Consider the following 25,433-nt stretch of genomic DNA (forward strand, 5'->3'; position numbering starts at 1 on the left):
ACAATGCAAGCAGACGCTTCAGCCCCTTTGCAATGGTTTTTTGCCTGTCCTCAATTTATCGAACCACTGTTGGCAGATGAACTTACCCGTTATGGGGCAGAGTCAGTCAAAATCGGTCACGCCGGTGTGCAAGCTACTGGGGATTTGCGTTTCGGCTATCGCGCAATGTTGTGGAGTCGGCTGGCTTCACGCGCTACCTTGCAACTGGCTCACGGTTTCGGCAAAGATCAGACGGAGTTACAAGCACTAATTGATAGCATTGACTGGCAACAACACCTGCGCCCAGAGGGAACACTAAAAGTACGTTTCTTTGGTCTGAATGACGATATTCGCAACACGCAATTTGGAGCGCAATGGGTTAAAGATCAGATTGGCGATCAATTCCGCAGCCAACACGGAGTACGTCCTAGCGTCAGTAATACGCCTGATCTGGTCGTTGTGGTGAACTTACACAAAGGCAATGCCAGCATTGGTATCGAACTCAATCAACACAGTTTGCATCAACGTGGCTATCGCGATCTTGATACTCATGCTCCGATGCGTGAAAATCTTGCGGCGGCGGTATTGATTCGGGCAGGGTGGCTGGATATGTTAGCCAGTGATGCTGCAACCGTCGCATTGCTTGATCCGCTGTGTGGTGCTGGTACGTTTCTCATCGAAGGTGCGTTAATGGCGCTGGATATTGCCCCCGGTTTATTGCGGGAGCAAACAATTGCCGAACGTTGGTTAGGGCATGACTCGACTCTCTGGAATGAGCTATATATCGAAGCAGAGCAACGCCGTAGTGCTGGTTTTACGAATGCTGAACGTTTTGAATTTTGGGGCAATGACAGTAATGCAGCGGCTGTCATGGCAGCGCGAGCGGATTGGCGTTCTATCGACTTACCGGCAGCACGTTGGACGCAATGTGACTTAAAGGCAATGCCAGCGCCAACATTAGCAACAACAGGTTTGGTGATTAGCAGTCCGCCGTTTACTACGGATAGCAACGTGGTTGCACTCCGCCCAATTTATGATGCATTGGGGCAGTGGATGGCTAGTTTGCCGGAGACTTATCGAGGCGCATTGTTCGCGGAAAACGAGGCACCGATTGCGTTAACTAATCTGTTTTACAGCAAAGAATACCGTTTCCTGAACAGTGAAACCGAATCCAAGCTCTATACTTTTGACAAGTTATTGCAGAAAGAACGCCCAACTGCTTGGATTGCTGAGGATTTGGCGAATCGAATTGGCAAAAATTTACGTAAGCTAAAAGGTTTCATCAAGCAAGGGCATACCGATGCATACCGCGTCTATGATATGGATATTCCCGAATACGCGATTGCCGTTGATCGTTATGCAGATTGGTTACATGTGCAGGAATATGCACCACCGAAAACCATTGATGAAAAAGCGGCAGAACAACGCTTGCAACAAGCTTTGCTCACCTTACCTGAATCGCTGGGTGTTGACCCAAAAAAGATTGTACTGAAACAACGTCGGCAACAGAAAGGTAAAAACCAATATCAAAAACAGGGCAGGGCAGAACAATCCCTTGTTGTCACTGAGCATAGCGCACGTTTTAAAGTAAATTTGACGGATTATTTGGATACGGGATTATTCCTCGATCATCGCCCGATGCGCTATTGGTTGCAGCAACATGCCAAAGGTAAGAAAGTGTTGAATCTGTTTTGCTATACCGGCACGGCAAGTGTCCATGCTGCGGTGGGTGGGGCAAATCGTGTTGATAGCGTGGATATGTCGGCTACTTACTTAGAGTGGGCGAAAGATAATTTCGAGCTGAACGGTTTGCAACATGATCCTTATCGACGTTACCGCTTTATTCAGGCCAATGTACTGGACTGGTTGTATGACTGTGATGAATATTACGATTTGATTTTTCTTGATCCGCCTACGTTTAGTAATTCCAAGCGGATGCAAGATACGTTTGATGTGCAACGTGATCATATAGCGCTGATCAACGATGCAATGCGGGTACTGTCACCGGATGGCACACTGATTTTTTCCAACAATTTCCGTAAGTTCAAGTTGGACGCGGAAGTCGATAACCAATACGCTGTACAAGATTATCGTAAACAGTCATTACCACTGGATTTTGAACGCGATCCTAAAATTCATGGCTGTTGGTTAATTCGTCATAAGTAATGTGTAAAGTACACGTATTCATTACGTGCACTTATATTGTGCAGTAACTTACTAAAAAAATTAAAACGTATTTACGTAAAAATAAAATTAACGTTAATTTACATTAACTTAAATGTTAATTTATGGTATTTTTTGGCGTATACTATTACGTACTTAATAGTACTTTGAACGGAGAAACACCATGAGTAATGTTGTCAAATTGCCTGAAACAGGCTCGCAGAACGGAATTGAGGTAGAAGACGCTCCGTCAGAATTTCCAATTCCTCACGAGGGTTGTTACTACGGAATAGCCGGAAAATTTGCCTTTGATGCTTGTCAGCAGTCCGAGGCCGATCCCATGGGGGTGCTCATTCACCTATTAACATGGGCGGGTGCTTATTTCGGCAACAAAGCGATATTGCGTTTAGGGGATGTGGAAGCGCCACCACGTCTTTTTAGTGTGACAGCGAGTTCTGCCGGTGGTGGTAAAGGCACAGCGGCTTCCCCAGTAAGAAAATTAATGCATGACTATGTAAACGTGCAATTACGTAAGTTAGGTTTGCCATTGATATTGTACCGGGACGGGCCAATGTCGAGCGGGGAAGGGTTGGCATGGGCGGTACGTGATCCGGCGGATACGGATGATGAAGATGGCAACCCAACCGACAAAGGTGTTCCCGATAAGCGCTTAATGATACTCGAAGAAGAATTCGCCGCTGTTCTGCAAGCAGCGCGTCGTGAAGGTAATACGGTCTCGGCTGCAATTCGTCGCTTTTGGGATACAGGCAATTTTTCCCCTTTAACTAAAAACAATCGCGTGACGGTCACGGATGCGCATGTGTGTTTCGTGGGTCACATTACCTATGAAGAGTTGGTGAAGCGTTTGGAGCAAAGCGAATATGCCACCGCATTAGCCAGTCGTATTTTATGGATCTGTGTACGTCGCCCGAAAATTGTAGCCATTCCTGAGAGTATTCCTGTTGTCAAAATGTTGCACTACGCGGATGAAGTCGCCAAAGCCATTCAGTTTTCCAGCGACGTGAACGAGTTAACGCTTTCGCCCGAATCCTTGGAGTTATGGTCAACATTGGCGCTGTCGTTAGCGAAAGTGAATTCACCCATGTCGGAACGCTCGCGTGTGCAAGTGTTACGCATCGCCTGCATTTTTGCCTTGCTGGATTGTACCGATCAAGTCATGCCAAAACATTTACATGCCGCTACCCATATTTGGGATTACTGTCTTGGCAGCGTTGCATACATCTTTGAAGGTGAGCAAAACGAAGATGAAGGTAAAATCATCGCAGCGTTACGCAAACACGGCGGCCTAACTACAACACAGATCCGAGTCAACGTTTTTCAGCAAAATATCAAATCAGCGGCGATGAATACGTTGTTGAAGTCGTTAGAAACACAAGGACGCATCAAACGTACAGTTAAACACCGTTCTGATGGTCGTAGTGGCAAGCCTGCTACGATTTTTGAACTCATCAGATACTAAGTAAGTAAACTACTTAAAAACAAAACCACTTAATTAGAAATTAAATTATTGTATTTTATTAGTTTTTATATTTTTACGTAAGTACGTTTATTTATTTTAAATAATGTAACTAGATTCTTTAACTTCTGATAACTATTATTCTCGGAAGTTAGTTGAAAAGGTGATTAATGAACAATTTTCAGGCAATAGGTTTAACTTCGAGTGCACTTAGTGAAAACGTTCAACGTTTTGTGGTTGAAGCAACAAGCGCATCGACACGACGCGCTTATCGTGCTGATGTCAAGATATTCGTAACGTGGTGTGAAGAAAGCGGATTAGTAGCGATTCCTGCTACTGCAATAACGATAGCTGACTTTTTAGCAAGTCAAGCGCAAACAGGCATTTCACCATCGACGTTGAACCGTCGTATTGGAGCGATTCGTTATGCACATGAAGCAGCAGGGTACGAAACGCCAACGACGAATAAATTGGTTAGTGTTACTTTAAAAGGTATTCGTCGCGCTAACAGAGTGCGAACACGCAAGAAAGCAGCGGCTACCGTTGATAAACTTTACCAAATGATAGCGCACTGTAATACACAAACCTTACAGGGTAAGCGTGACAAGTTAATTTTGATTTTAGGGTTTGCGGGTGCATTTCGTCGTTCTGAATTGGTAGCGCTAACGGTTGCTGATATTGAAGAAGCACCGGATGGTTTGAAAATTTTGATACAAAAATCAAAAACAGACCAAGAGGGTGAAGGACATACCATTGCCATTTTAAATGGACGGTTGAATGTTGTTGGTGTCCTCAAAGATTATTTAAAAGCAGCAAATCTTACTGAAGGTGCTATTTTTAGACCAATTACCAAATACGGTAAAATTCGCAAACAAACGTTAACTGACCGTTCTGTAGCTGATATTGTAAAACGTTATGCAAAAGCAGCAGGCTTGAATGCAGAGGAGTTTAGTGGACACAGCTTACGGTCAGGATTCATCACCACCGCTGCTGAAGCTGGTGCTAATTTGTTTAAGATAATGGATATATCTCGACACAAATCTGTACAGACTGTACAAGGTTATGTAAGAAACGCTGAACTTTTTAAAAATCACGCTGGCAATAGTTTTTTATGAGAAAGTTGCCCCTTTCTTCTCTTGTGAAAGAGGCAACTAAATATATTACTATCAAATAGTACAACTATTATTTTTGTGGTAATTGTACCCGAATATTCAATTCACGCAATTGCTTAGCATTGACTTCAGCCGGTGCATCCGTCAATGGGCAAGCGGCTGTTTGTGTTTTCGGGAATGCCATGACATCACGAATCGACTGACTGCCGGTCATGAGCATGATCAAACGATCCAAGCCAAATGCCAAACCACCGTGTGGAGGGCAACCGTATCTCAATGCATTCAATAAGAAACCAAATTTCTCTTGTGCTTCTTCATCAGAAATCCCTAGTAACTTAAATACAGACTTTTGCATTTCTATATTATGAATACGGACTGAACCACCACCGACTTCTGTACCATTCAATACCATGTCATAAGCGATAGACAATGCTTCTCCCGGATTTGCCAGCAATTCTTCCGGTGAGCCTTTTGGAGCAGTGAATGGGTGGTGCAAAGCGACCCAACGGTTGTCTTTGTCATCCCATTCAAACATGGGGAAATCGACAACCCACAACGCCGCCCAAGCGCCTTCAATTAAACCGCGATCATGCCCCAGTTTTACCCGCAATGCGCCCAAAGCATCGTTAACCACACGAGATTTATCAGCACCAAAGAAGATTAAATCGCCGGTTTGTGCGCCAGTCCGTTCCATGATGCCGGTAACGGTTTCATCAGGCAGGAACTTGAGAATAGGCGATTGCAAACCGTCACGCCCAGCAGCGGCGTCATTCACTTTGATATACGCCAAGCCTTTTGCGCCGTAACGCCCGACAAAAGTGGTGTAATCGTCAATTTCTTTACGCGACAAATCCCTGCCTTTAGGTAAACGCATGGCAACGACACGGCTGTTAGGGTCTTTTGCTGGGGCGGAGAAGACTTTGAATTCCACGCTTTCCATCAAGTCACTGACTTCAATGAATTCCAGTGGAATCCGCATATCCGGTTTATCAGAACCAAAGCGATGCATGGCTTCGGAGTAGGGCATACGTGGCAGGGGATTCGGTAGCTCTACACCCAAGGTTTCCTTGAAGGTTGCCCGCATCATCTCTTCCATCAAGCCCATGATGGCATTGTCATCCATGAAGGATGTTTCAATATCCAACTGAGTGAATTCAGGCTGACGGTCAGCGCGTAAGTCTTCATCACGGAAACAACGCGCAAACTGGTAGTAACGATCCATCCCTGACATCATCAGCAACTGTTTGAATAATTGCGGTGATTGAGGCAGAGCGAAGAATGAACCCGGATGGGTACGGCTAGGCACAAGGTAATCACGCGCCCCTTCAGGCGTTGCTTTGGTCAACATCGGAGTTTCGATGTCAAGGAAGCCATTATCTTCGAGGAAGCGCCGTAAGAACCCCGTGACTTTGGCACGAGTCTGCATCCGCTTTTGCATTTCAGGGCGGCGCAGGTCGATATAACGGTAAGTTAGGCGCGTTTCTTCATTAACATTGTCTTCGTCGAGCTGGAATGGTGGGGTTTCAGCCGCATTTAACACATTCAGCTCAAGACCTAGGATCTCAATTTGCCCACTACGCAAATTGGCATTTTCAGTGCCAGCCGGACGCTGACGGACTTTGCCAACGACTTGCAACACATATTCATTACGCGCTCTTTCAGCAGTTTGGAAAACATCGGCTCTGTCAGGGTCGAATACAACTTGCACCAAGCCTTCACGGTCACGTAAGTCGATAAAAATAACACCACCGTGATCACGGCGACGGTTGACCCATCCACATAAAGTTACTTGCTGATCTAGCAGGGCTTCATCCACCTGCCCACAATAATGGCTACGCATTGCTTATTCCTGTTGGTTTCAATCTGCCCCGATTTGTTATTTAAACCGGGAACATGCAGTGTAAAGGCGGGAATGTTAAGCCCTGACAGCCTTATACGCAAGCGAGATACAGGAAAGCGGGGTAGGTTGTTACAATGTGGAAAGCGTTGTTCCTACCGAGTAGACATTCGTTTCTAAATCGCCGCCGACGTATTCATATTCCCCACGCAATTGCCAATGATCATTCAATTTATAGCCCCCACCGACACCTAGCAATATGTCAGTACCATTCATGCCTGCAACGGGAATACCTGATTCATTAGCCTCGACATCCCATGCCATGAAGCCGACTCGACCTGAAAGTGACTTCTTATTATCAATGGGGTAAGAACCCACCGTCGATAATGCCAAACCAGAACCATTAACCGTTGATTTCCCGCCAGTTGTGGTACTGTTTCCGTCATTGCTGAACAGATCGTAGTACCCACCTTCAACCGCAAAGTTATCATTGAATTTGTAGCCAGTCGCTAATTTGTAGCCGCCACTGTCACAAGCTACGCCTTGATAATTGCATTCAGCATCAGATTTAAGCAGGCTAAAACCCGCATAAAATTGACCGGGTGTTGTTTCAGTAGGCGCAAATATGTCTTCAGCAACAGTAACTGCGGGGGCAATACTGAAGCTGATCAGACACATCAAGTAAGCAAGTTTCATGGGGGTTTCCTTTACAAAAGCCCCTTTCTTGAACGAGAAGGGGCTGATTATCAATAGATTAAAACGTCGAGAAGGTCGCGCCAACAGAGTAAAGGTTGTTGTTTAAACCATTGAAATGCTCAAGTTCACCTCGCACCCCCCAGTTGTCATCAATTTTATACTCAGCACCAGCACCCAAAGACAAATCAACACCGTCAGTTGTCGTTTTTTGAGTAATAGTGGTTGCACTTGGGCCAAAATTTTCAATAGTAGCGGCGCTTTCTTTTTCCCACATCATTAAACCGGCTTTACCGAACACGCTAACCTCCTCCGTGACTGGCGTACTGGCTACACCGGCTACATTGAAGCCTGTTGCTTGTGAGGTAAGACTAGCGGGATTGGCAATCTTGTTGAGACCCAGAACAGCAGGTATAGCACCATCAGCAGCAGCTTCGCCGAAATCAACGTAAGCGCCCTCAACCGCTAAATTGGGGGCAATTTGATAGCCGCCAAAAACTTTCCAAGCGCTAGGAGTAGGGCATTCAACGTCATTTAGCAGTGCGCCCACTTGATCTTTAAGAGCGTCGCAGGAACCATCGCTGGATTGACCAATACTCGCACCACCATAAATAGCGCCAGTACTATCTTCATCAGAAGAGTCGCCACCGAACAAGGAACCGCCAGCAAACACAGGAGAACTGCAAAAAGCAGCGATAGCCGCTGCTATTAGAATGGATTTATTCATAATGCTTGTACCTTTTATTGTTGTAATTAAGCAATCACGAGCATTTTATTCTGGTCGATAGGTAAGAAGCAATGAGCGCTATGGTGTTTCCGATGAGTGGCTTTAAGCGAGATTCCCTTCACTCTGTAAGCGAGTGAAGGGGGTAAAATAGCCTATTTACAGGCAGGGCAAGCGCCTGTTCCACAAGCCGCTGAGGGTGCATCGTTGCTGGCTAGATTCTTTTTATTACCGCTTTTAAAGTCCGTCTCATACCAACCACCGCCGCCAAGCCGAAAAGCTGCCGCCGTTACGGTTTTTGCGAGTGTGGATGCATGGCAAACAGGGCAGTCGGTCAGCGGCGCATCTGACATTTTTTGCAGGGCTTCCATTTCGTGGCCACAAGCACTGCATTGATAAGCATAAATAGGCATATTGAGACTCCAGTCCGTGTATATTAGCAGGCTATGATAATAGGGGCGTACTTGCATGAATTCAATGAATCAAGCTACATTCTCACGTCATGAGGTCAAAGGAATGAGAAAACATGCGTAATGTATTGATTACCGGGTGTTCTAGCGGCATTGGTTACTGTGTGGCAAAAGGTTTGCGTGAACGGGGTTATCAAGTCTTTGCTTCTGCACGCAAATTGGAAGATGTTGAGCGCTTGGAAGCAGAGGGATTTAAAACCTTGCAACTGGATCTTGCTGACCCTGAAAGCGTGCAGGATGCGGTATATGAGCTCATGTTGCGTACCAACAGCGAATTGTACGCTGTGTTTCATAATGGCGCTTACGGGCAAGCAGGAGCTTTGGAAGACTTATCCCGTGGGGCGATGGAACAACAGTTTGCTACCAATGTTTTCGGTTGGCATCAATTGACGACAATGGTTTTGCCACTGTTACGCCAACGCAATGAAGGCCGGATTATCTACAACAGTTCGTTGTTAGGTTACGTCGCCTTACCGTTTCGCGGCGCATACAATGCGAGTAAATACGCGATAGAAGGTATGGCAGACACCTTGCGCTTGGAACTTGCAGATACCGACATTAAAGTGTGTTTGATTGAACCCGGCCCGATTGAGAGCCGTTTCAGGGCTAATGCTTTGCAGTCGCTGAAAGCGCATGTCAGTATTGATCAAAGCGTGCATCGTGCCAAATATCAAGGCGCAATTCGTCGCTTGGAAAAGGAAGGGCCAGTAGCACCATTTACTTTGCCACCGGCAGCGGTGTTGGCGAAAGTGATTCATGCTTTGGAAAGCCCGAATCCTAAAGCACGTTACCTAGTTACAGTACCGGCGCACCTTTTTTGGGTTTTACGGCGGATACTGCCGACACGTTGGTTAGATAGTATTTTATTACGCATTTCTAGCAAGGAAAATCAATAGGTTGCGAATATTATGAATGAAACATTAGAGTATTTGTTTTTCACCCAAGACATTGCCGATCAATTTATTGCGGCGTTACACGAGCATGATTTGCATTTTGAACGCGAAATCGAGTCAGTGCAGGGTGCTATTGTTTTGAAAATCGCCGAAGGGGTGGACGATGATCTATGGGACACGCTAGACGATTTGTATGATGAACTTAGCGAAGCGGATCAAGCTCTGGTAGAGGCAGGTCTTGAACATGAAGACAATAAAAGTACCGCTGGCATTTACTTGCAACTAGCAGGAGGGCATCAAACGATTGCGCAAGTCGACCCTGATGTCATGAGTCGGATGCTAACGGTCATTACCACTGAAGAAATGAATACCTTTGTGGATACGATTGTACGCAGTGTTGAAACACCGGATGATTCACCTATCTGCAAACGGTGAGATAGAATTGTAGAGATGCAAGATTTTGCGTCTCTACGGTATGGTGTTATGTACGGCTACCCTCTTACGCTATTTCGCATAATACATAATATAGTTTTATCATTAATCCCTGATTTTATTGATAAATCAGAATTCGCCGGTGCGGATAATCCCGCTATTTCTAGTGTAATTGTTCCGGCTAGGATAAAAGGGCTTAGGGCTACCCCGTACCGCTTCGCGTAATTCATCCAGAACCGTTGTTTCTCTGGATCAACCTCACTCTCTGCCCTCACTGCTGATATGACCGCTTGCGGCTCTACGTTCAGAATTTCCGCTAATCTGAAGCATGTTTCCACGTCTGGCTTTCTCGAACCTGTCCTGTAGTTCGCTATTTTTCCAGTTCCGCAATTTATTGCCTTAGCTAGATCGGAATCTCTGGAAATGCCAAGTTTTTCCTTGGCTTTATCAAGAAAATCTATTGTTTTCACGTCAAACCTTGACTTACTCACACCTGTGAGTTATTTCTATTGCAAGCTCACACCTGTGAGCTTAAGTCCCCCCCATTGGCAGGGTTGCAACCCTGCCATACATAAGGGGGTTTTTAAAAGCATAGTTGATAGTCGGGGGACTAGTAGACCATGAACACAAACAATACACCGAAAGAGCTGAATAGTGAATTTTCGCTACTGCTCCGCTGTTTAGGCCGTTACGTTATGAGAACGTACCCCAACAAGTACAAACGGCAAGAATTCTATGATCGTTACGCAAAACGCCACGGCGCTGAAAAGCTCGCTGTTCTGCTCGATATGATCAACACCGAATACAGCCATTTCCTAAACTGGTCGCGCTCGTTTTCGCTGTCATCGTCATACGTTAACCTACTCAAGTATTTTGACCAAACACCTCCAAATACACCCTTTAACGGTCAACAAGACTCCCTCGCGTCACTGGTTAATGCCCCAAGCCCAAGCGCTGACAGCGTACTTTATTTGCCTTGGTGGTCTGAACTGCCAAACCTCGCACCTGATGCCAAACCCGCAAACGACCAAATCGCCGCAGCTTTTGACCTCACAGAGAAGCTCTGGAAGGCAGGCAAGCTATGAGCGACCTAATAACCATTTGCGTATGGCCTGACGGCTCTTGGTGCTTTGATTACGATCTTGATAACGCTTTCGGCTATGCAAAATCAGACGATTATCACTGTTATGACATACCGGCTCACTTGGACGAATCTCAAATACAGGATTTTGTTAACGCTCAAATGGCGGGGTATGCATCATGAACGTTTCACCCCTATTTATCTTCATCCTCGGTGTCCTCATGGGTTTCTTGCTGGCGCTCTATGTCATTAACACGGCAAAGACCGAACCCCAAGCCGCAAACACTCAAACAATCGACGAATTGCTACGGGTCCAAGTCGCCTACCAACAAAGTCAGAACATGATGCGTTCGCTACAACTGGAACAGGCCAGACAAGAGGCCGAACTCCGCGCTATTGAACAAGAGCGCTCTAAGCTCCTCGCCACCACTCACCGTTTAAATCATGCAGATATGCGCTTGTACCTGGAACAAATAACGCGGGGTGAATCATGATGGCTGATGTAATTGGTGCGTTTGTCGTCGGCCTTATCGTTGGCGCTCTCATCGCTGCTGACCACTATGCAGAGATTTACCAAAAAAAGGGCAGGGGGTCTAACAATGCTGATTGATTGGCTCTCCCTTAAAATCTCGTTGGAGTATTTCGATGTTGAACAAGTCAGACACTGGCAAGCCCAACAAGACAAAATCGTTAAAATTTCCCGTGACGGCGTACACATCTGGGAAACCTGCGCATGGGATAGCGTCCGTTCTGACTCCCATCAGCTTGCCTTCCAAATCACCGCGAATCACATCCGCATACAGGGTTCTCCCGCTCGTATCATTGGCGACGGTGATAACGTTTTCTCTGCTGGCGCTGCTGCTGCCCTTGATTTGGTGGGTTGCCAGTCTCTTATGGTCAGGTTTATTGCCCAGCATACGGGCGTTGATTTACCAGTAAATCCAAAATTATGGGATGTAACCCGCGTTGACGTCACAGAAAACCTGTTTCTAGGCTCTCTCGCTGCCGTCCGTCAAGCGCTCTCCATCCTTAGAGATTGCGAAGGCGGGCGTTATCGTGTTTCCCAACAAGCGGGCGACTCTGTGTATTGGTCGCACCGTTCGCGCCTACGCTCTGGCAAAGCCTACGCAAAAGGCGCTGAACTCATCCACAAGATGAAACAAGCAAGCACGCAAAAGCTAACCCCATTAGCGCGTGAATACTCACTTTATGAAATTCAGATGGCAAGCGGACTACTCCGCCTTGAACTTAAATTAGGCGCTCAATACTGGCGTGAGCGCTCTAGCCAAAAATGGCATTTAACACAGCCAGATGACCTTAAACACGAATGGGAAAGCTATTTTTCCCGAATGATCGGAGGTGCAGAAATCATGCATGATCAAGACATATATAGCCGCCTTTTAAAAGTCGTCGATATTGACGATAAAGGCAAGCCCCGCGAATCACAAGCGAAAGCCGCTTTTTCTCTGTGGTGTCTCATTAAATCGGAGGGTTGGGAAAAATCCAAAGCGATAACCACTAAAACAACGTGGTATCGAAACATTAAACATTTGCGTAACGCTGGCTTATCCGATGCCGATATATCAAAAGGCAATATCGTACAGCTACGCCAAAAAGTCTTACAAGCCGTCCCCGTTACATCATGGGAACAATTGCATAACGTTTACCAATTAGCAGCATAAAGGAGTTTAAAACATGGATATTAACCAATTAAAAGCAGGCATTCCCGACCTATTAATGCAAGGTCTACTCTTTGAAGTAAAGGAAGGCATGTCTAACGCTAAAGAACCTCAAAAAGTGTTAACGGTCAACCTGTTACAAACTCAACACAAGTTGCGCAATGGTGAGGAGTTCACGGGCATTGAAACCCGTCTGTTGGGTGTTCGTGATGAATCCACCTTCGGCGCGTTTATCGCGTTGCAAGGTCAATTCGTTTCCATTCCGGTCGGTATGATGGTTCGAGAGGGTAGCGCCATTTTTTGGGTTCCCAAGGGCATGACACCCAAGCTCGTTAACCCTGTTACTCAACCTATGCCCGCGTCTTCGGCGCTACCTAAGCAATAAGGATTAGACCAGATGGATATATTAACCTGTACCGTTCCTGCTAACTGTCAATCATTCGTTGATGGCTTCAACGGTATGGTTTCCATCTTGTCCCAACTCTTTCCGGCAATGCTCGTGATAATAGCGGCGGTTAAAATCACCCGCTTTGCCGGTGAGGATGGCTAAATGGAAGAACTCATTAGCCAACTGAACCAAGCGCTATATGGTCTTTCCGGCTCTCTTGCCGCGTTTGATTATATGCTCGGTGCTCTTACCGCTCTCTTCATCGTGGGCGGTTTTATGTTAATCATTCTATACGAGGTATAAACCATGACAGGTTTAGCAGATGTGGATATTGAACTTGGCCCCGTCTTGTCTTTCGGGGTTACGGTGGTAACGGCTTTGGCGCTGCTGATTCCGTTGCGTAAAGCGATTAAGACGGTTAACCGCTCTTAATTGTTGGCGGTTCTGGTCTAATAAAACAGGCCAGAACCATTTAAAAGAATCTTTAAAGGGGTTTTCAATGTTAAAAGGTTTTTTTAAATGGTTGAATTTATCATCGGTTGCTTGCTTGCGTGGGCTTTCATTATGGGCGTTGCTCTTGGTGTTCGCGCCTAGCGCTTATTCTGCCGATTTTGTCTGTAAATTTTCTGGGGTTTCTAATCCTGCTCCTCATTGCGGAACTTCTGGTTTATATCAAGTCACTCCTAATTCTCTTCGTCCGGGTCCATCTTCTTGGGGTTATCCTAATCCTGTCATATATAATTGTCGTCGTGTTTCTGATCTTTCTAACTTTGGAGAGTTTAATTGTTACGGAACTTGTCCTGCTGGTTCTTCATTTAGTCAAGTTTTGCTTAAATGTATTCAAGACGACCCTCCCGATGATTGCTCTACTTCCTTATACGGTGATCTCTCCGGCAATAATAACGATGATTCTTGTGATTGTCCGGCTGATAAAGTTTTCAATGGCTTTGGTGTTTGTGAGGAACCGCCTCCGCCTCCTTGTGAGATTCCAGAATCTGGGTTTATGGAAGTTGTTAATGGTAGTTGTGAATGCGGCGGCTCTACTGCTCAACTAAATGATGTGACTTATTGCGTTGCATCTGGTGATTCTCCCTCTGGTGGTTCTTGTCCTGCTGGTTCTGTTGCTATGTGTTCGGGTAATCCTGTCGTTTGTTCTTGCGTTACTTCTGGTACGGGCGGCGGTGATACGGGTGGTACGGGCGGCGGTGATACTGGCGGTACGGGTGGCGGTGATACGGGTGGTACGGGCGGCGGTGATACGGGCGGCGGTGATACTGGCGGTACGGGCGGCGGTACTGGCGGCGGTGGCTCTACCACTGTTGTTAACGGTGACACCACAACTACAACCACCACCACTAACGATTCCACCAATAACACCACAACCACCACAGTCACAGAGGTTAATAACGTTTCAAACATCACAACCACAACCACGACCGTCGTTAATAACAATACGGGCGGCTCTACCGTTACCCACTCCGTTACAACTCTCAACGATCAGGGGCAACCCTCCACAGTAACCAACATAACCAACTATAACGGCGGCGCTGGAACTGGCGGCACGGGTGGAACAGGTGGAACAGGTGGAACAGGTGGAACAGGTGGAACAGGTGGAACAGGTGGAACAGGTGGAACAGGTGGAACGGGCGGCACTGGTGGAACAGGTGGAACAGGTGGCACGGGTGATGGCGATGATGTTGATATGGGCGGCGTTATTGATGCAATCAGGGATTTAAACAACAACATGAATATAGACGTTGATTCCTTTGATGAATCCCTCCCTAGTGATGAGGTTTCTATTGATATGGACGGCATTCATGAGCAATTACAGGAAAGTATCGAAGAATCTAACCTAGAAAACGCTCAGCGCTTATCCGGCCTTATCCCTCAACTCAAAGAGGCGTTTATCGCCTACCTCACCCCTGAGATTGAATATTCTGGCGCTTGCTCACTGGGTAACGTTGTCTATATGGATAGCTCCCAAGAACTCGACTTTTGCCCCTTTCTGCCTCAGTTGGAATATTTAGGTAACATTCTATTCTTATTCGCGAACTTTTCGGCAATGATCATATTTATCCGTGTATTCACGGCGGCGGGGGTTTAAATGGCTTTACCTGTTGTTTTCGGCTGGGGTCTCGGCTTATTACTGCGCCGCTTTGGTATGTGGTTATTCACCGCTGGCGGCTGGTTCATGTCCACGCTCTTGGGCAAGCTCTTTACAAAACTCTTGATAGGTCTAATCATTGCGTTGGCGCTTTCTTATTACATCAGCACCGAAATAGACGCGCTCGAATGGCTTCTCGAATACCTCGAAGATTCACCCGCCTTTGCCCCAAGCGTCACCTTTCAAAGCGTTGGCTCTCTGATCCAAGCTATCCGCCTTGATGACATTTTTTTGGTATACATTAACGCTTATGTATCAGGTTCGCTCTTGCGCGTTGTCTTTAATTTGAACGTATTCCGTGCCTTAACCTAATTGTATAATCTACTACATACTACAAATGACGTTACAACATGGCACTCACTAAAGACCAAATCCAACAAGCCGCTGACCTCATCGCCTTAACTGGCGAATCACCGACACTTGCCGCCGTCCGTAAAGCTGTAGGCGGCGGAAGTTATACAACGATCAATGAAGCGCTCAAAGAATGGAAAGCCAAGCAACAAGCCCTTATTACCCCATCCCGTGAACCTGCACCCGACAACATTACCAAGCGCCTGAACAAACCCCAAGAAAAAGGCAGAACCCACCGAATGATAAAAAGAGAGGAGGGAGGGGGAACCCTCCCGCTGTTGCCATGTGTCGCCCGCTGCATAGCCCGCTAAGGGCTGCAAGCCGCGACGTGTGGCAATGTAACACCCGCGATCTTAAACCGGCGGAATACGGGCTAAGCCCGCTACAATGCCCCTCAACACCCACGGCATGGGCTGTGATGGTAGGTAACACCCAAGAAAAGTATCCGGCGCTTGCACCTTCACCAACACCCAAAACAAGCCCCCTCCGCCCTGAAAAACCCTCACGCACGCTTAACGCTGCCCGCTATTGGTATGAAGCTTTAGCTTTACCACTACAAAAAAATCCGGTAACTAAAAACACAAAAAGCAAATACCCGCTAACTCTATTTAAACCGCCAAACAAAAACACACGAACACGAAGTATTAAATCATCATCTAACAAACTCAAACACTATAATGAATTTACAATTAACAGTTACAAGATTTATACGAAACAAAAAACTTTAAAACCAACATTTAAAAAGGAGATTAAACAATTAACATTGAAATAATCATTGGTTCACTAGGACTTATTATCTACATAATATGTCTAATATTAATCATTAAACACAAAAAAGGTTCTTAAAACATGATGTATTTATTATGGCTTTGGTATTTATCAAGTTTTTATTATGTTTATTGGCAATACCCTAGAATACTCTTTAACCCTGAAAATCACAGTTTGCTTTTCGTATACTGTTATGTTTTATTTGCATTCGCAAATATGTTATCAATACCCATTTTAATAACCCTTAAATTTGCATCAATCATATAAGGTTAATCATGAATATCATCATCTTTGCTATTGGATTTTTATCCTGTTTGCTTCTGGTCTACCTTTACATTAAAACCCGACCAGAACGAACAATATACTTAATTAACAAACACTTCTTAGAAAATGGTGAAATCTAATGTTACGTGTAATCACTGGTGTTCCGGGTTCGGGTAAAACACTCTATGCAGTAAAAAATCTTCTTGAAGCTAAAGAAAGAGGGGATTTTCTCATAACCAATATTGACGGATTCCGTTATGCTGACGAATTCATTGATTCTCAAACACAAGAGGGTATCACTAAATTCATCTTAGAAAGAGACTGGGAAAGTTTCGCAAAATCTTTAGACGGTAGAAAGATTTACATGGTATTAGATGAAGCCCAACGTTTCTATTCATCCACTGGGATGAATAGAAACACACAACAACAGATGTTTTTCTTTTTAGAATACCATCGCCACTATGGGGCAAACGTCGACTTAATCACCCAAAGCCATAGAAGCCTAAACTCTCGTGTATACGGACTACTACATGAAATAATACAAGTATCCAAAGTCATGGGCTTAACAGGTGATCAACGAATTAGACGATTAGACCCCACCACATGGGAACTCATCGGTAAAGATTCGTTTAAACGTACCTCACAGCTCTTTGACGCCTATACTTCATCATCGGTCGACTCAGGCCATCAACGCCCAACCAACGCCATGAACCGCCTAAAAGGTCAGATTATCCTCTCCGGTATCGCTCTCGTTTGCCTCTTCGGTTTCATGATCTATATGATTATGGGCTGGTTAGCTTCCGACGAATCCCCACAACCTCAACAAACCACCACAGAACAGCCTAGAATCGCCTCTAAGCCATCAACACCCTCAAATGCTACCTCTACCAGCACAACCACCAATAAAACCCCTGTGCTCGATATACCCCTCTATAAATCCGCATCCATGAAGCTATCCGACTTCGTGCTAATCTCACAAGGCGAACTCGCAGGCCACAACATAACCCGTTTTTCCTACCGCACGGCATTTTTCACCCCTGAAGAACTCCGTCAGCTCGGCATTCACTACCGCTCTATTTCTGCGGGTTCTGCTTTACTCATTGACCCCAAGACTCAAGAGCAGGTCATGATATTCATGCAAGCCGACCAACCCCAAGCCACTAAACAAACCCCTAATGACCCATCTATCGAACCGTTCGCCATGCCCACTATCACCGATATGCTCCCCACTGGTGAACAGCAACAACCTGCACCAAACCTCAAAAGTTACTCAGGTATGCCCGCCTCCAATCTCGTCACACAATGACCCTTTTTCTGTGCTCAATCTTCGCACAACCTCCGCCCACTGCCCGAACCCCCCCAACGTGAGGCAGGGGGGTGAAGGGTAGGGGGTGGGGGTTTTTGTGCCTGTACCTTGTAACACAGGCACTTAGTCCCATGGATGGGAATATCAACCCCAAAATGCGTATAAATCCAGCAAAAGACGGGAGGTAATTTACCCCTGAACACGGTCTGTTAGACTCATCCAAACCCCAACAATAAAGGTTAAAACATGCCTAATAATTTACCATTCAGCCCTGAATATCAGAACAACTTAGCCCGCGCTTACGCCTCCGGTGTTGCCATGCTTAGAACAAAAACCGAACATCCCGAAGCTAAGAAAATCATCAACAGAGAACCCGTTCAAGCGATCGAATACAAGCCCGTGTCTGCTAGTGAAAGGGGGGTAATGTGGGAAGTTAAAATTTTAACTTCCAATGTGGTGGTTCGAGTCTGGTTTCCTGACCGTCCCATTGAATCACGATTTGAGGAGGTGGCGTTGCCAATCTCCGTTTTAGCTCAGCCTTTAGCGAATATACTTGGAGCTGTGAGCCTCTTAACTGGTGCGCCAGTTCCAACGTTAGAGCAGACTCCCTAATCATCTCCGGCGTGTACCGGTTGCCGTTAGGGTCTACTAAATAGAGGTTATCGTACCATCCCCAACCGTCCCAAGGGGTGGGGATACGATTCCAGTTTCTCTTGATCGTTTTCGGCTTTTTGTCCATGGTTTTTTCCAAAAAGGCGCTTCCATGCCCTTCTTGTCACTCTTATGCAATTGCGCATAATACATATTATGTCAATTTGACATAATATAAGTGTTATGTAGGTGTAGGTAAGGGTAGAGAGGTAAATGGGAATTCTAGCAGGTATTAATATGCAGGATTCGATGCAGGTTGCTTTAAAAGATCACCCAGCATTTCTTCAATAAACTGTTTCACACGAAAACGGTGTTCCCCTGTAAATTGTAAACCAACGCCAGGGCTAGTACCACGTTGCCCAATTCCTGGTGAGATCCACACAACCCGCCCCGGAATCAACAGTTTCTTACCATCTTCGACCAAGCGCAGGTGCAGCACTACTTCATCATGCAAGCCGAATTTTTCAGTCGTTGGCACAAATAGTCCGCCATCTTTAATGAATGGCATATAACTGGCGTGTAATGCTGATTTTTCGGCAATAGCCATCGACAGGCTGGCGGGATTGCCTTCCCCTCTGGAATGTTTGTGGTGCGCCTGCTGAGTATCGTCCATTTAATCTAAGCTTTTCTCTAAAACAACTAATGTTATGCTTGCCATAATATTAGCATGGATTCAACGAACAAACGGGGGTTAAGAGGATGAGTGGATAATTTCTTAAGCTCAAGTAACTTATCGTGCATACTGAATAAGCGCTGCTGATTCAATACCGCACACAAGTCGCGCAGCTCAGGACTTATCGGCGTATTTTTATCGCCAGCCTGTTGTTTTAACAGTATTTTTAACCAAGTGAATTGCCAATCCAACAACTGTACTTTGTCGAATTTTTCCCATTGTGTTGAAATATCAGTGATATTCCCCTGCCCCTGTAAACATTGGATTAAATGCGCTAACCACTGAGTGCGATGATTTAGCGTATCCGTAGAATCCAAGGCTAATGCAGCCAGTGGCCTACCCAAAGCGGTTTCCAATAATGACTCAACCGAATGTTGTAAGCTATGTTGTTGCAACCATGCGAGTGCTTGTTGATGTGTCGGTAGAAATAACCGAACGGATTGGCAACGGCTCCGAATTGTCGGCAATAATAACGCCGGATGTTCGGTCAACAACAAAATATGCGTATCAGCCGCCGGTTCTTCTAATGATTTCAGCAAGCTATTGGCCGCATTAATATTCATACGTTCAGCAGGTTGAATAATGACAACCCGACGCAAGCTGTAACTACGGCTCAAGCCCAAAAAGTAGTTAAGTTCACGAATTTGATCTATCAGAATAGACTGCTTATCGTCTAATAATTTCACCGCCATGAAATCCGGGTGTGCTTGTGAGATCAACACCTGACAACTACGGCATTGCCCGCAAGCACTGCCATCATCGGCAGGTTTTAAACACAATAGACTGTTGGCGAACGCCTCAAGAAATGCTTCATTTCCACACCCCTCTTCCCCGCTAAACAAGAGTGCATGGTGTAGGTGATTATCCGCTTTCGCCTGCTCTAAACGCTGCCATATCGGTAAGTGCCAAGGATACACGCTCACACGCTTTTCTCAGCAATAATGCGCGCTAACACTTGCTGTAATTGCTCTTTGACGTTTACACGCGCTTGCGCGGCTTGAATGATAGGGTAACGCGCTGGCATCTGCCCTGCCCTTTGCAAATAGCCATCACGAATACGCTCAAAAAACACCGCATGTTCTTGTTCAAACCGATCTGCACGACCACGCGCCTGCGCTCTCGCCATGCCAGTTGCCACATCAAGATCAAACAAAATCACGTAATCCGGGCGTACATCGCCTTGCACCCATTGTTCTAACGCTGCAATTCGTGATAGAGCAATGCCGCGCCCATAGCCCTGATAAGCATAAGTTGCATCCGTAAAACGGTCGCAAATCACCCACTCACCCCGCGCTAGAGCAGGCAAAATTTTAGTTTGCAGGTGTTCATTTCGCGCCGCAAACATTAACAATAATTCAGTATCCGCATTCATACCCGGTAATTCAGGGGATAACAACACTTCACGAATCGCCTCTGCGACTTCCGTGCCGCCCGGTTCGCGGGTCACTAATACTGTTTTACCGTGGGAACGCAAATAGTCAGCTATCCACGGCACGTTAGTGCTTTTTCCCGCGCCTTCGCCGCCTTCTAACGTAATAAAAACACCGCGATTCATGGTTGTTGTTCCTTGATTTTATTACGATTAATGATGTATTGACGCACGGCTTGGTTGTGTTCATCCAACGTCTCGGAAAAATGCGACGCACCACCCGGCGTGGTCGCCACAAAATACAAAACGTTGGGATTGCCAGCCGGGTGCATCACGGCATCAATCGCCGCCTTACTGGGTGTGGCAATCGGCGTTGGCGTCAAACCAGCACGGGTATAGGTGTTATAGGGCGTATCAGTTTGCAGATCGGTCTTGCGGATATTGCCATCGTATTTATCGCCCATGCCGTAAATCACCGTAGGATCGGTTTGCAACAACATGCCTTTTTCAAGACGGTTCAAGAACACTTTGGCTACTAACGGACGCTCTTCCGGCAATCCGGTTTCTTTTTCTACAATAGACGCCAAAATTAGCGCTTCGTAAGGGGTTTTAATATGCGGGTGTGGTTCGCGCCCTTCCCATGCAGTTTGCAAATAAGTTTGCATCGCTTTATAGCTGCGCTGCAAAAAAGCTACATCGCTGGTTTTGCGCGGAAAACTGTAGGTATCGGGATAAAACCACCCTTCTGGCGACATGCCTTCGGGCGCACCCAATTCACGCATAATCGTCTGTCCATCTGCATTACCCAGTGTTTGTTCGATATTAGGATGTTTACGTATATCGACTAAAATATCTCTGAAAGTTTTGCCTTCCAAAATAGTCAATTGGTATTGCAATACCTGACCCGACACAAATTTTTGCAGCACTTCATCGGGTAGCATACCAGCTTCCAGTTGGTATTCCCCTGCTTTGATTTGCGCCGCTTTGTCGGTGATCCGTGCATGGGCGAAAAACAATAGTTCGTTTTCGATCAGCTTTTTATCTACTAATTGTTTGGCAACTTGGCGGATGTTGCTGCCCGGTTTGATTTCAAATAGGGCATTTTCTGGCGTGACTGCCAGCGGCGTTTCTTGAAAACGTTGGTACTGATACCAAGCTAGAAATCCAACGGTAGCAATCGCGGTAATGAGTAAAAGGCTGATTAATTTGAATAACAGTTTCATGCTAGTGTGTTTATTGCCGCCTGCAAATCCCTAAGCAATGGCGGTAGGGTGTACTGTTTGCCGGAAAATTCGCGTACAGGCCATAAACCAATCAGGGAATTGGTCATGAAGAGTGCGTGCGCCTGTTCAACGTCTTTCAGCGTTAAGGGATGAATGTGGCATTGACTGCCGAATTTCTCAAGCGTTTGGATAATATATCGCCGCATTACGCCCGCAATACCGCATTGTGTTAAGTCAGGAGTACATACTGAGCCATCGGCACGCATTACAAACAGGTTACTCATCGTGCCTTCGATGACATTGCCGGGATAATCGCAGACCAGCCCTTCCTGATAATTGCTGCCGAATTCAGCTCTTGCCAACACTTGTTCCAAGCGATTCAGGTGTTTGAAACCGGCTAAACGCGGTTGATGTGCCAAACGGGTTTCACACAAAGTTAAACGGATACCTTGCTCGGCGTAACTGGCTGGGTAGTCTGCCCAATGGGATAATTGCAGAATACGGGTTGGTTCAGTCGTAGTTGCTGGGCTGTAACCCCGTTGCCCACTGCCGCGCGTGACGATTAATTTGAGGGCCACACGTTCTTGCGCAACACAAGCAGCCAGTATTTCCGCACGGAATGCCTCAAGATTGGGAAAGCGGATGTTCAACGCTTGCAAACCGGCACTGAGGCGTTGCAAATGCCAGTCGAGTAATTGTGGCTTGCCCTGTTGTACACCGATGGTTTCCCAAACGCCATCACCGTACAGCAAACCTCGATCAGTGACGGGCAAATGCGTAGCGATGTCGCCGTTAACCCATATCATGACCGAGCGCCCGCAATAAACCCCGCGCTTTATGGCGGGTTTCCTTGAGTTCGTTGGGGGCAACCGAATCCATCACGATGCCAGCGCCCGTGCGAAATTGTAACTGTTTGCCTTGCAGCGTCATGGTGCGAATCAGAATATTCAAATCCATATCGCCGTTGTGATTCAGATAGCCGACCGAGCCGGTGTAAGCGCCTCTGCCAACCTGTTCCAGTTCGGCAATGATTTCCATGCAACGTACCTTGGGGCAACCGGTAATCGTGCCACCGGGGAAAACTGCGCGGATTATTTGCCCCGGTGTTATGCCTTCCCGCAATGTCCCCTGAATATTGGAGACAATGTGGTGGACGTGTTGATAGCTTTCCACCACCATTAATTCGTCAACATTGACCGTGCCGTATTCACAAATGCGCCCCAAATCGTTGCGCTCTAAGTCAATCAGCATAATGTGTTCGGCGCGTTCTTTGGGGTGTGCAATCAGCTCTTCTAACAAAGCTTGATCACGTTCGGGGTCAGCACCGCGTGGGCGTGTACCCGCAATCGGGCGTGTATCCACCCTACCCGCTTGCACCCGCACCAAACGTTCTGGCGAAGAACTAATGATCGCAAATTCGCCAAAATCGGCAAGACAGGCAAACGGTGCTGGGTTGGTTTTACGTAGCAAGCGGTAAATGTCAGCAGCAGAATGTTCTGACTGTATGTCGCTACGCCATGCACGCGATAAATTCACCTGAAACACATCACCTGCCGCAATGTATTCGCGGATGCATTCAACTCCTGCGGTAAATTGTTCAGGCAAATCTTCAGCAATTTGCACCTGTAGAGACGCAAAATTTTGCGTCTCTACGTTCGTTGCTGCCATATCTGTTTTTATTTCAGCAAAGGCTTCGGCAAATTCATGTTCAGCGACAACGATTGTCTCAGTGCGTAAATGATCCACGATCACCGCCGCTGGAATACGTACTGCCAACGCAATCGGTAAACTTGCTGGCGTATCCGGCAATTGCAAAGTAGGCTCCAATTGCCCAACCAATTCATAACCAAGATAAAGAAACCACCCTCCTCGGAACGGCATCTCTTGTTCCTCCCCTGATAAGGGGGCGGAAGCGCCGCGAATAGCGGCTGGGCGGTTAGGAGGGGTTTCTTTTCTCCACGCAGTATCCAGCCGCTCACAAAAACTGCTCTCCGCCAAATCATCCAGACGAATGCTTTCCTGCGGAAACGCAAACAGCAAGCTGTAACGGGACAGTGGGGATGTAGCGACACTTTCCAGCAGGAAAGGATAACGGGCGGGATTTTGTTGATGCAGGGCGAGTAAATCGTACTCGCCCTTGAAGGTTTGCGTATGCAATTAGATTTTCTTGAAAATCAAGGTTCCGTTCGTGCCACCAAAGCCAAACGAGTTGCTCATGGCAACCGTGACAGCGGTTTCGCGGGCAACGTTTGGCACGTAGTCCAAATCGCACTCAGGATCTTGGTTATCCATATTGATCGTCGGCGGCAGAATCTGATCACGGATAGCCAATACGCTAAATACCGCTTCAATACCACCCGCAGCACCCAGCAAATGCCCCGTCATCGACTTGGTAGAACTGACCGCAACGTTGTAAGCATGATCACCCAAGGCACGTTTTACCGCCATTGTTTCCGCTTTATCACCAGCCGGTGTTGATGTACCGTGTGCGTTGACGTAATCAATATCCGTCGTATTCAAGCCCGCATCTTTCATGGCATTCACCATGCAGCGTGCTGCACCTTCACCGCCTTCAGATGGCGTGGTCATGTGGTAAGCATCGCTGCTCATGCCGTAACCTACCAACTCGCAGTAAATCCGTGCGCCGCGTTTTTTCGCAAATTCGTACTCTTCCAGTACCAAAACGCCAGCACCATCACCGAGTACGAAACCGTCACGATCCTTATCCCACGGGCGACTGGCCGCTTCAGGGTCATCATTGCGGGTAGACAATGCGCGAGCGGCGGCAAAACCACCGATACCTAATGGGGTTGAACCCATTTCAGCACCACCGGCAACCATGACATCCGCATCGCCGTAGGAAATCATGCGAGCTGCATCACCGATACTGTGAGTAGCAGTAGCACACGCCGACACGATAGACATATTCGGCCCCTTCAAGCCAAACATGATGGAAAGATTACCCGCCACCATATTGATAATACTAGCAGGCACGAAGAAAGGGGAAATCTTCCGCGCCCCACCATTGAGGAAAGTCGCATAATTGCGCTCAATGGTATCCAATCCACCAATCCCTGATCCCATCAGCACACCAATGCGTTCCGCATTTTCTTCGGTGACTTCTAAACCAGAGTCGCGAATCGCCTCAACGCCCGCACCGATGCCGTAATGGATAAATTTATCCATTTTTTTCTGGTCTTTGGGCTTGATGTAATCGTCAGCATTGAAGCCTTTGACGTTACCAGCAATTTGCACACTGAAAGCACTGGCATCGAACAGGTCAGGACTAATACGGTTAATCCCGCTGCGACCAGCTTTGATATTGTCCCATGCTGTTTCCAGCTTGGAACCCACAGGTGAAACAATACCCAGACCTGTTACTACTACACGTCGTTTAGACAAACTTATGCCCCTATCTCATCGTGATACACAGATAAACCGCAACTCTAAGCTGCGGTTTATCAAGCAAGAACTTACTTTTGTGGCTGAGCCTTGATGTAATCAATGGCTGCTTGCACAGTGGTGATCTTTTCTGCGTCTTCATCAGGGATTTCAGCACCGAATTCTTCTTCCAGTGCCATAACCAGTTCAACGGTGTCCAGAGAATCCGCGCCCAGATCGTCAATGAAAGAAGATGAATTTTTCACTTCAGCTTCATCAACGCCTAATTGTTCAACAACGATTTTCTTGACGCGCTCTTCTATATCGCTCATGGTTTTGTATTCCTCGTAAATAA

The 25,433-nt window shown here is 46.6% G+C and carries 31 protein-coding genes; 18 read left to right on the forward strand and 13 right to left on the reverse strand.

Annotation, left to right across the window (positions count from 1 at the left end; genetic code table 11):
• Nucleotides 1–3: 3 nt before the first annotated feature.
• The 3 genes from rlmKL to HMY34_RS19630 all read left to right on the forward strand — a co-directional run bounded on the left by rlmKL (nt 4) and on the right by HMY34_RS19630 (nt 4,734).
• On the forward strand, nt 4–2,145 hold the full coding sequence (gene rlmKL / locus HMY34_RS19620) for a bifunctional 23S rRNA (guanine(2069)-N(7))-methyltransferase RlmK/23S rRNA (guanine(2445)-N(2))-methyltransferase RlmL (protein WP_228287931.1): 2,142 nt from the start codon (nt 4–6) through the stop codon (nt 2,143–2,145).
• A 181-nt stretch (nt 2,146–2,326) separates the two neighbouring features.
• Nucleotides 2,327–3,622 (forward strand): helix-turn-helix domain-containing protein, encoded by a 1,296-nt coding sequence (locus HMY34_RS19625; RefSeq protein WP_202717089.1) that lies wholly within the window; start codon nt 2,327–2,329, stop codon nt 3,620–3,622.
• A 167-nt stretch (nt 3,623–3,789) separates the two neighbouring features.
• Nucleotides 3,790–4,734 (forward strand): site-specific integrase, encoded by a 945-nt coding sequence (locus HMY34_RS19630; protein WP_202717090.1) that lies wholly within the window; start codon nt 3,790–3,792, stop codon nt 4,732–4,734.
• A gap of 67 nt (nt 4,735–4,801) precedes the next feature.
• Here HMY34_RS19630 and aspS read toward each other — a convergent pair whose 3' ends face one another.
• The 4 genes from aspS to HMY34_RS19650 form a co-directional block, all read right to left on the reverse strand.
• Nucleotides 4,802–6,571: an aspartate--tRNA ligase gene (gene aspS, locus HMY34_RS19635; RefSeq protein WP_202717091.1), complete on the reverse strand. Its 1,770-nt coding sequence runs from the start codon at nt 6,569–6,571 to the stop codon at nt 4,802–4,804.
• 129 nt (nt 6,572–6,700) lie between these two features.
• Nucleotides 6,701–7,264 (reverse strand): outer membrane beta-barrel protein, encoded by a 564-nt coding sequence (locus tag HMY34_RS19640; protein ID WP_202717092.1) that lies wholly within the window; start codon nt 7,262–7,264, stop codon nt 6,701–6,703.
• A gap of 58 nt (nt 7,265–7,322) precedes the next feature.
• Complete coding sequence (locus tag HMY34_RS19645) at nt 7,323–7,988, reverse strand: outer membrane beta-barrel protein (RefSeq protein WP_202717093.1); 666 nt, start codon at nt 7,986–7,988, stop codon at nt 7,323–7,325.
• A 152-nt stretch (nt 7,989–8,140) separates the two neighbouring features.
• Nucleotides 8,141–8,398, reverse strand: a complete 258-nt coding sequence (locus HMY34_RS19650) for an FmdB family zinc ribbon protein (protein ID WP_202717094.1) — start codon at nt 8,396–8,398, stop codon at nt 8,141–8,143.
• Between the two features lie 113 nt (nt 8,399–8,511).
• Between HMY34_RS19650 and HMY34_RS19655 the strand changes: the two genes are divergently transcribed.
• Complete coding sequence (locus HMY34_RS19655; RefSeq protein ID WP_202717095.1) at nt 8,512–9,351, forward strand: SDR family oxidoreductase; 840 nt, start codon at nt 8,512–8,514, stop codon at nt 9,349–9,351.
• 12 nt (nt 9,352–9,363) lie between these two features.
• Nucleotides 9,364–9,783 (forward strand): hypothetical protein, encoded by a 420-nt coding sequence (locus tag HMY34_RS19660; RefSeq protein WP_202717096.1) that lies wholly within the window; start codon nt 9,364–9,366, stop codon nt 9,781–9,783.
• A gap of 56 nt (nt 9,784–9,839) precedes the next feature.
• Here the strand turns inward: HMY34_RS19660 and HMY34_RS19665 are convergent, their stop codons facing one another.
• Complete coding sequence (locus HMY34_RS19665; RefSeq protein ID WP_202717097.1) at nt 9,840–10,250, reverse strand: helix-turn-helix domain-containing protein; 411 nt, start codon at nt 10,248–10,250, stop codon at nt 9,840–9,842.
• 150 nt (nt 10,251–10,400) lie between these two features.
• On the opposite strand from HMY34_RS19665, the gene HMY34_RS19670 reads away from it, so the two are divergent.
• The 13 genes from HMY34_RS19670 to HMY34_RS19725 all read left to right on the forward strand — a co-directional run bounded on the left by HMY34_RS19670 (nt 10,401) and on the right by HMY34_RS19725 (nt 18,393).
• Nucleotides 10,401–10,865: a hypothetical protein gene (locus HMY34_RS19670; protein ID WP_202717098.1), complete on the forward strand. Its 465-nt coding sequence runs from the start codon at nt 10,401–10,403 to the stop codon at nt 10,863–10,865.
• Between the two features lie 175 nt (nt 10,866–11,040).
• Nucleotides 11,041–11,355: a hypothetical protein gene (locus HMY34_RS19675; protein WP_202717099.1), complete on the forward strand. Its 315-nt coding sequence runs from the start codon at nt 11,041–11,043 to the stop codon at nt 11,353–11,355.
• 66 nt (nt 11,356–11,421) lie between these two features.
• A complete protein-coding gene (locus HMY34_RS19680; protein ID WP_202717100.1) occupies nt 11,422–12,543 on the forward strand; it encodes a phage/plasmid replication protein, II/X family in 1,122 nt (373 codons plus the stop codon).
• A 13-nt stretch (nt 12,544–12,556) separates the two neighbouring features.
• A complete protein-coding gene (locus HMY34_RS19685) occupies nt 12,557–12,925 on the forward strand; it encodes a hypothetical protein (protein ID WP_202717101.1) in 369 nt (122 codons plus the stop codon).
• 12 nt (nt 12,926–12,937) lie between these two features.
• Nucleotides 12,938–13,090: a hypothetical protein gene (locus HMY34_RS19690; RefSeq protein WP_202717102.1), complete on the forward strand. Its 153-nt coding sequence runs from the start codon at nt 12,938–12,940 to the stop codon at nt 13,088–13,090.
• On the forward strand, nt 13,091–13,231 hold the full coding sequence (locus HMY34_RS19695; protein WP_202717103.1) for a hypothetical protein: 141 nt from the start codon (nt 13,091–13,093) through the stop codon (nt 13,229–13,231). It begins immediately after the preceding gene.
• 3 nt (nt 13,232–13,234) lie between these two features.
• Nucleotides 13,235–13,360, forward strand: a complete 126-nt coding sequence (locus HMY34_RS20435; protein ID WP_266096941.1) for a hypothetical protein — start codon at nt 13,235–13,237, stop codon at nt 13,358–13,360.
• Nucleotides 13,361–13,427: 67 nt separating this feature from the next.
• Nucleotides 13,428–15,032 carry a hypothetical protein gene (locus HMY34_RS19700; RefSeq protein WP_202717104.1) on the forward strand — a complete coding sequence of 535 codons (1,605 nt, stop codon included), beginning with the start codon at nt 13,428–13,430 and terminating at the stop codon, nt 15,030–15,032.
• Nucleotides 15,033–15,404, forward strand: coding sequence for a hypothetical protein (locus tag HMY34_RS19705; protein WP_202717105.1), 372 nt, complete (start codon nt 15,033–15,035; stop codon nt 15,402–15,404). It begins immediately after the preceding gene.
• Between the two features lie 38 nt (nt 15,405–15,442).
• Entirely contained in the window at nt 15,443–15,754 is a 312-nt protein-coding gene (locus HMY34_RS19710) for a DNA-binding protein (RefSeq protein WP_202717106.1), read from the forward strand.
• A 107-nt stretch (nt 15,755–15,861) separates the two neighbouring features.
• A complete protein-coding gene (locus tag HMY34_RS19715; RefSeq protein WP_202717107.1) occupies nt 15,862–16,215 on the forward strand; it encodes a hypothetical protein in 354 nt (117 codons plus the stop codon).
• A 399-nt stretch (nt 16,216–16,614) separates the two neighbouring features.
• The gene (locus HMY34_RS19720; protein WP_202717108.1) at nt 16,615–17,781 is read left to right on the forward strand and encodes a zonular occludens toxin domain-containing protein; all 1,167 of its coding nucleotides are present in this window, start codon (nt 16,615–16,617) and stop codon (nt 17,779–17,781) included.
• A gap of 246 nt (nt 17,782–18,027) precedes the next feature.
• The gene (locus HMY34_RS19725; RefSeq protein WP_202717109.1) at nt 18,028–18,393 is read left to right on the forward strand and encodes a hypothetical protein; all 366 of its coding nucleotides are present in this window, start codon (nt 18,028–18,030) and stop codon (nt 18,391–18,393) included.
• 271 nt (nt 18,394–18,664) lie between these two features.
• Here HMY34_RS19725 and HMY34_RS19730 read toward each other — a convergent pair whose 3' ends face one another.
• The 8 genes from HMY34_RS19730 to acpP form a co-directional block, all read right to left on the reverse strand.
• Nucleotides 18,665–19,045 (reverse strand): PilZ domain-containing protein, encoded by a 381-nt coding sequence (locus HMY34_RS19730; protein WP_202717110.1) that lies wholly within the window; start codon nt 19,043–19,045, stop codon nt 18,665–18,667.
• Between the two features lie 32 nt (nt 19,046–19,077).
• The gene (gene holB, locus HMY34_RS19735; RefSeq protein WP_202717111.1) at nt 19,078–20,028 is read right to left on the reverse strand and encodes a DNA polymerase III subunit delta'; all 951 of its coding nucleotides are present in this window, start codon (nt 20,026–20,028) and stop codon (nt 19,078–19,080) included.
• Nucleotides 20,025–20,660 carry a dTMP kinase gene (gene tmk / locus HMY34_RS19740; RefSeq protein WP_202717112.1) on the reverse strand — a complete coding sequence of 212 codons (636 nt, stop codon included), beginning with the start codon at nt 20,658–20,660 and terminating at the stop codon, nt 20,025–20,027. The genes holB and tmk overlap by 4 nt, the downstream gene beginning before the upstream one ends.
• Complete coding sequence (gene mltG / locus HMY34_RS19745) at nt 20,657–21,697, reverse strand: endolytic transglycosylase MltG (RefSeq protein WP_202717113.1); 1,041 nt, start codon at nt 21,695–21,697, stop codon at nt 20,657–20,659. Before mltG ends, tmk begins: the two co-directional genes overlap by 4 nt.
• Complete coding sequence (pabC, locus tag HMY34_RS19750) at nt 21,694–22,503, reverse strand: aminodeoxychorismate lyase (RefSeq protein ID WP_202717114.1); 810 nt, start codon at nt 22,501–22,503, stop codon at nt 21,694–21,696. Before pabC ends, mltG begins: the two co-directional genes overlap by 4 nt.
• Nucleotides 22,490–23,854, reverse strand: coding sequence for an aminodeoxychorismate synthase component I (locus tag HMY34_RS19755; RefSeq protein ID WP_202717115.1), 1,365 nt, complete (start codon nt 23,852–23,854; stop codon nt 22,490–22,492). Before HMY34_RS19755 ends, pabC begins: the two co-directional genes overlap by 14 nt.
• Nucleotides 23,855–25,099: a beta-ketoacyl-ACP synthase II gene (gene fabF / locus HMY34_RS19760; RefSeq protein WP_202717116.1), complete on the reverse strand. Its 1,245-nt coding sequence runs from the start codon at nt 25,097–25,099 to the stop codon at nt 23,855–23,857. It abuts the gene before it with no gap.
• 71 nt (nt 25,100–25,170) lie between these two features.
• Nucleotides 25,171–25,410, reverse strand: coding sequence for an acyl carrier protein (gene acpP, locus HMY34_RS19765; RefSeq protein WP_093066552.1), 240 nt, complete (start codon nt 25,408–25,410; stop codon nt 25,171–25,173).
• Nucleotides 25,411–25,433: the final 23 nt, after the last annotated feature.

Source organism: Thiothrix subterranea (assembly GCF_016772315.1).
GTDB classification, from domain to species: Bacteria; Pseudomonadota; Gammaproteobacteria; order Thiotrichales; family Thiotrichaceae; genus Thiothrix; species Thiothrix subterranea.

Bases quoted from the DNA above. Each gene is read 5' to 3' on its own strand.
- HMY34_RS19710 (WP_202717106.1), top strand. From the start codon at position 15,443: ATGGCACTCACTAAAGACCAAATCCAACAAGCCGCTGACCTCATCGCC.
- HMY34_RS19725 (WP_202717109.1), top strand. From the start codon at position 18,028: ATGCCTAATAATTTACCATTCAGCCCTGAATATCAGAACAACTTAGCC.
- mltG (WP_202717113.1), bottom strand. From the start codon at position 21,697: ATGAAACTGTTATTCAAATTAATCAGCCTTTTACTCATTACCGCGATT.
- pabC (WP_202717114.1), bottom strand. From the start codon at position 22,503: ATGATATGGGTTAACGGCGACATCGCTACGCATTTGCCCGTCACTGAT.
- HMY34_RS19625 (WP_202717089.1), top strand. From the start codon at position 2,327: ATGAGTAATGTTGTCAAATTGCCTGAAACAGGCTCGCAGAACGGAATT.
- HMY34_RS19715 (WP_202717107.1), top strand. From the start codon at position 15,862: ATGGTAGGTAACACCCAAGAAAAGTATCCGGCGCTTGCACCTTCACCA.
- HMY34_RS19705 (WP_202717105.1), top strand. From the start codon at position 15,033: ATGGCTTTACCTGTTGTTTTCGGCTGGGGTCTCGGCTTATTACTGCGC.
- HMY34_RS19695 (WP_202717103.1), top strand. From the start codon at position 13,091: ATGGAAGAACTCATTAGCCAACTGAACCAAGCGCTATATGGTCTTTCC.
- HMY34_RS19680 (WP_202717100.1), top strand. From the start codon at position 11,422: ATGCAGAGATTTACCAAAAAAAGGGCAGGGGGTCTAACAATGCTGATT.
- HMY34_RS19700 (WP_202717104.1), top strand. From the start codon at position 13,428: ATGTTAAAAGGTTTTTTTAAATGGTTGAATTTATCATCGGTTGCTTGC.
- HMY34_RS19655 (WP_202717095.1), top strand. From the start codon at position 8,512: ATGCGTAATGTATTGATTACCGGGTGTTCTAGCGGCATTGGTTACTGT.
- acpP (WP_093066552.1), bottom strand. From the start codon at position 25,410: ATGAGCGATATAGAAGAGCGCGTCAAGAAAATCGTTGTTGAACAATTA.
- tmk (WP_202717112.1), bottom strand. From the start codon at position 20,660: ATGAATCGCGGTGTTTTTATTACGTTAGAAGGCGGCGAAGGCGCGGGA.
- HMY34_RS19730 (WP_202717110.1), bottom strand. From the start codon at position 19,045: ATGGACGATACTCAGCAGGCGCACCACAAACATTCCAGAGGGGAAGGC.
- HMY34_RS19720 (WP_202717108.1), top strand. From the start codon at position 16,615: ATGTTACGTGTAATCACTGGTGTTCCGGGTTCGGGTAAAACACTCTAT.
- rlmKL (WP_228287931.1), top strand. From the start codon at position 4: ATGCAAGCAGACGCTTCAGCCCCTTTGCAATGGTTTTTTGCCTGTCCT.
- HMY34_RS19640 (WP_202717092.1), bottom strand. From the start codon at position 7,264: ATGAAACTTGCTTACTTGATGTGTCTGATCAGCTTCAGTATTGCCCCC.
- HMY34_RS19630 (WP_202717090.1), top strand. From the start codon at position 3,790: ATGAACAATTTTCAGGCAATAGGTTTAACTTCGAGTGCACTTAGTGAA.
- HMY34_RS19650 (WP_202717094.1), bottom strand. From the start codon at position 8,398: ATGCCTATTTATGCTTATCAATGCAGTGCTTGTGGCCACGAAATGGAA.
- HMY34_RS20435 (WP_266096941.1), top strand. From the start codon at position 13,235: ATGACAGGTTTAGCAGATGTGGATATTGAACTTGGCCCCGTCTTGTCT.
- HMY34_RS19645 (WP_202717093.1), bottom strand. From the start codon at position 7,988: ATGAATAAATCCATTCTAATAGCAGCGGCTATCGCTGCTTTTTGCAGT.
- HMY34_RS19690 (WP_202717102.1), top strand. From the start codon at position 12,938: ATGGATATATTAACCTGTACCGTTCCTGCTAACTGTCAATCATTCGTT.
- HMY34_RS19660 (WP_202717096.1), top strand. From the start codon at position 9,364: ATGAATGAAACATTAGAGTATTTGTTTTTCACCCAAGACATTGCCGAT.
- HMY34_RS19670 (WP_202717098.1), top strand. From the start codon at position 10,401: ATGAACACAAACAATACACCGAAAGAGCTGAATAGTGAATTTTCGCTA.
- aspS (WP_202717091.1), bottom strand. From the start codon at position 6,571: ATGCGTAGCCATTATTGTGGGCAGGTGGATGAAGCCCTGCTAGATCAG.
- HMY34_RS19685 (WP_202717101.1), top strand. From the start codon at position 12,557: ATGGATATTAACCAATTAAAAGCAGGCATTCCCGACCTATTAATGCAA.
- HMY34_RS19675 (WP_202717099.1), top strand. From the start codon at position 11,041: ATGAACGTTTCACCCCTATTTATCTTCATCCTCGGTGTCCTCATGGGT.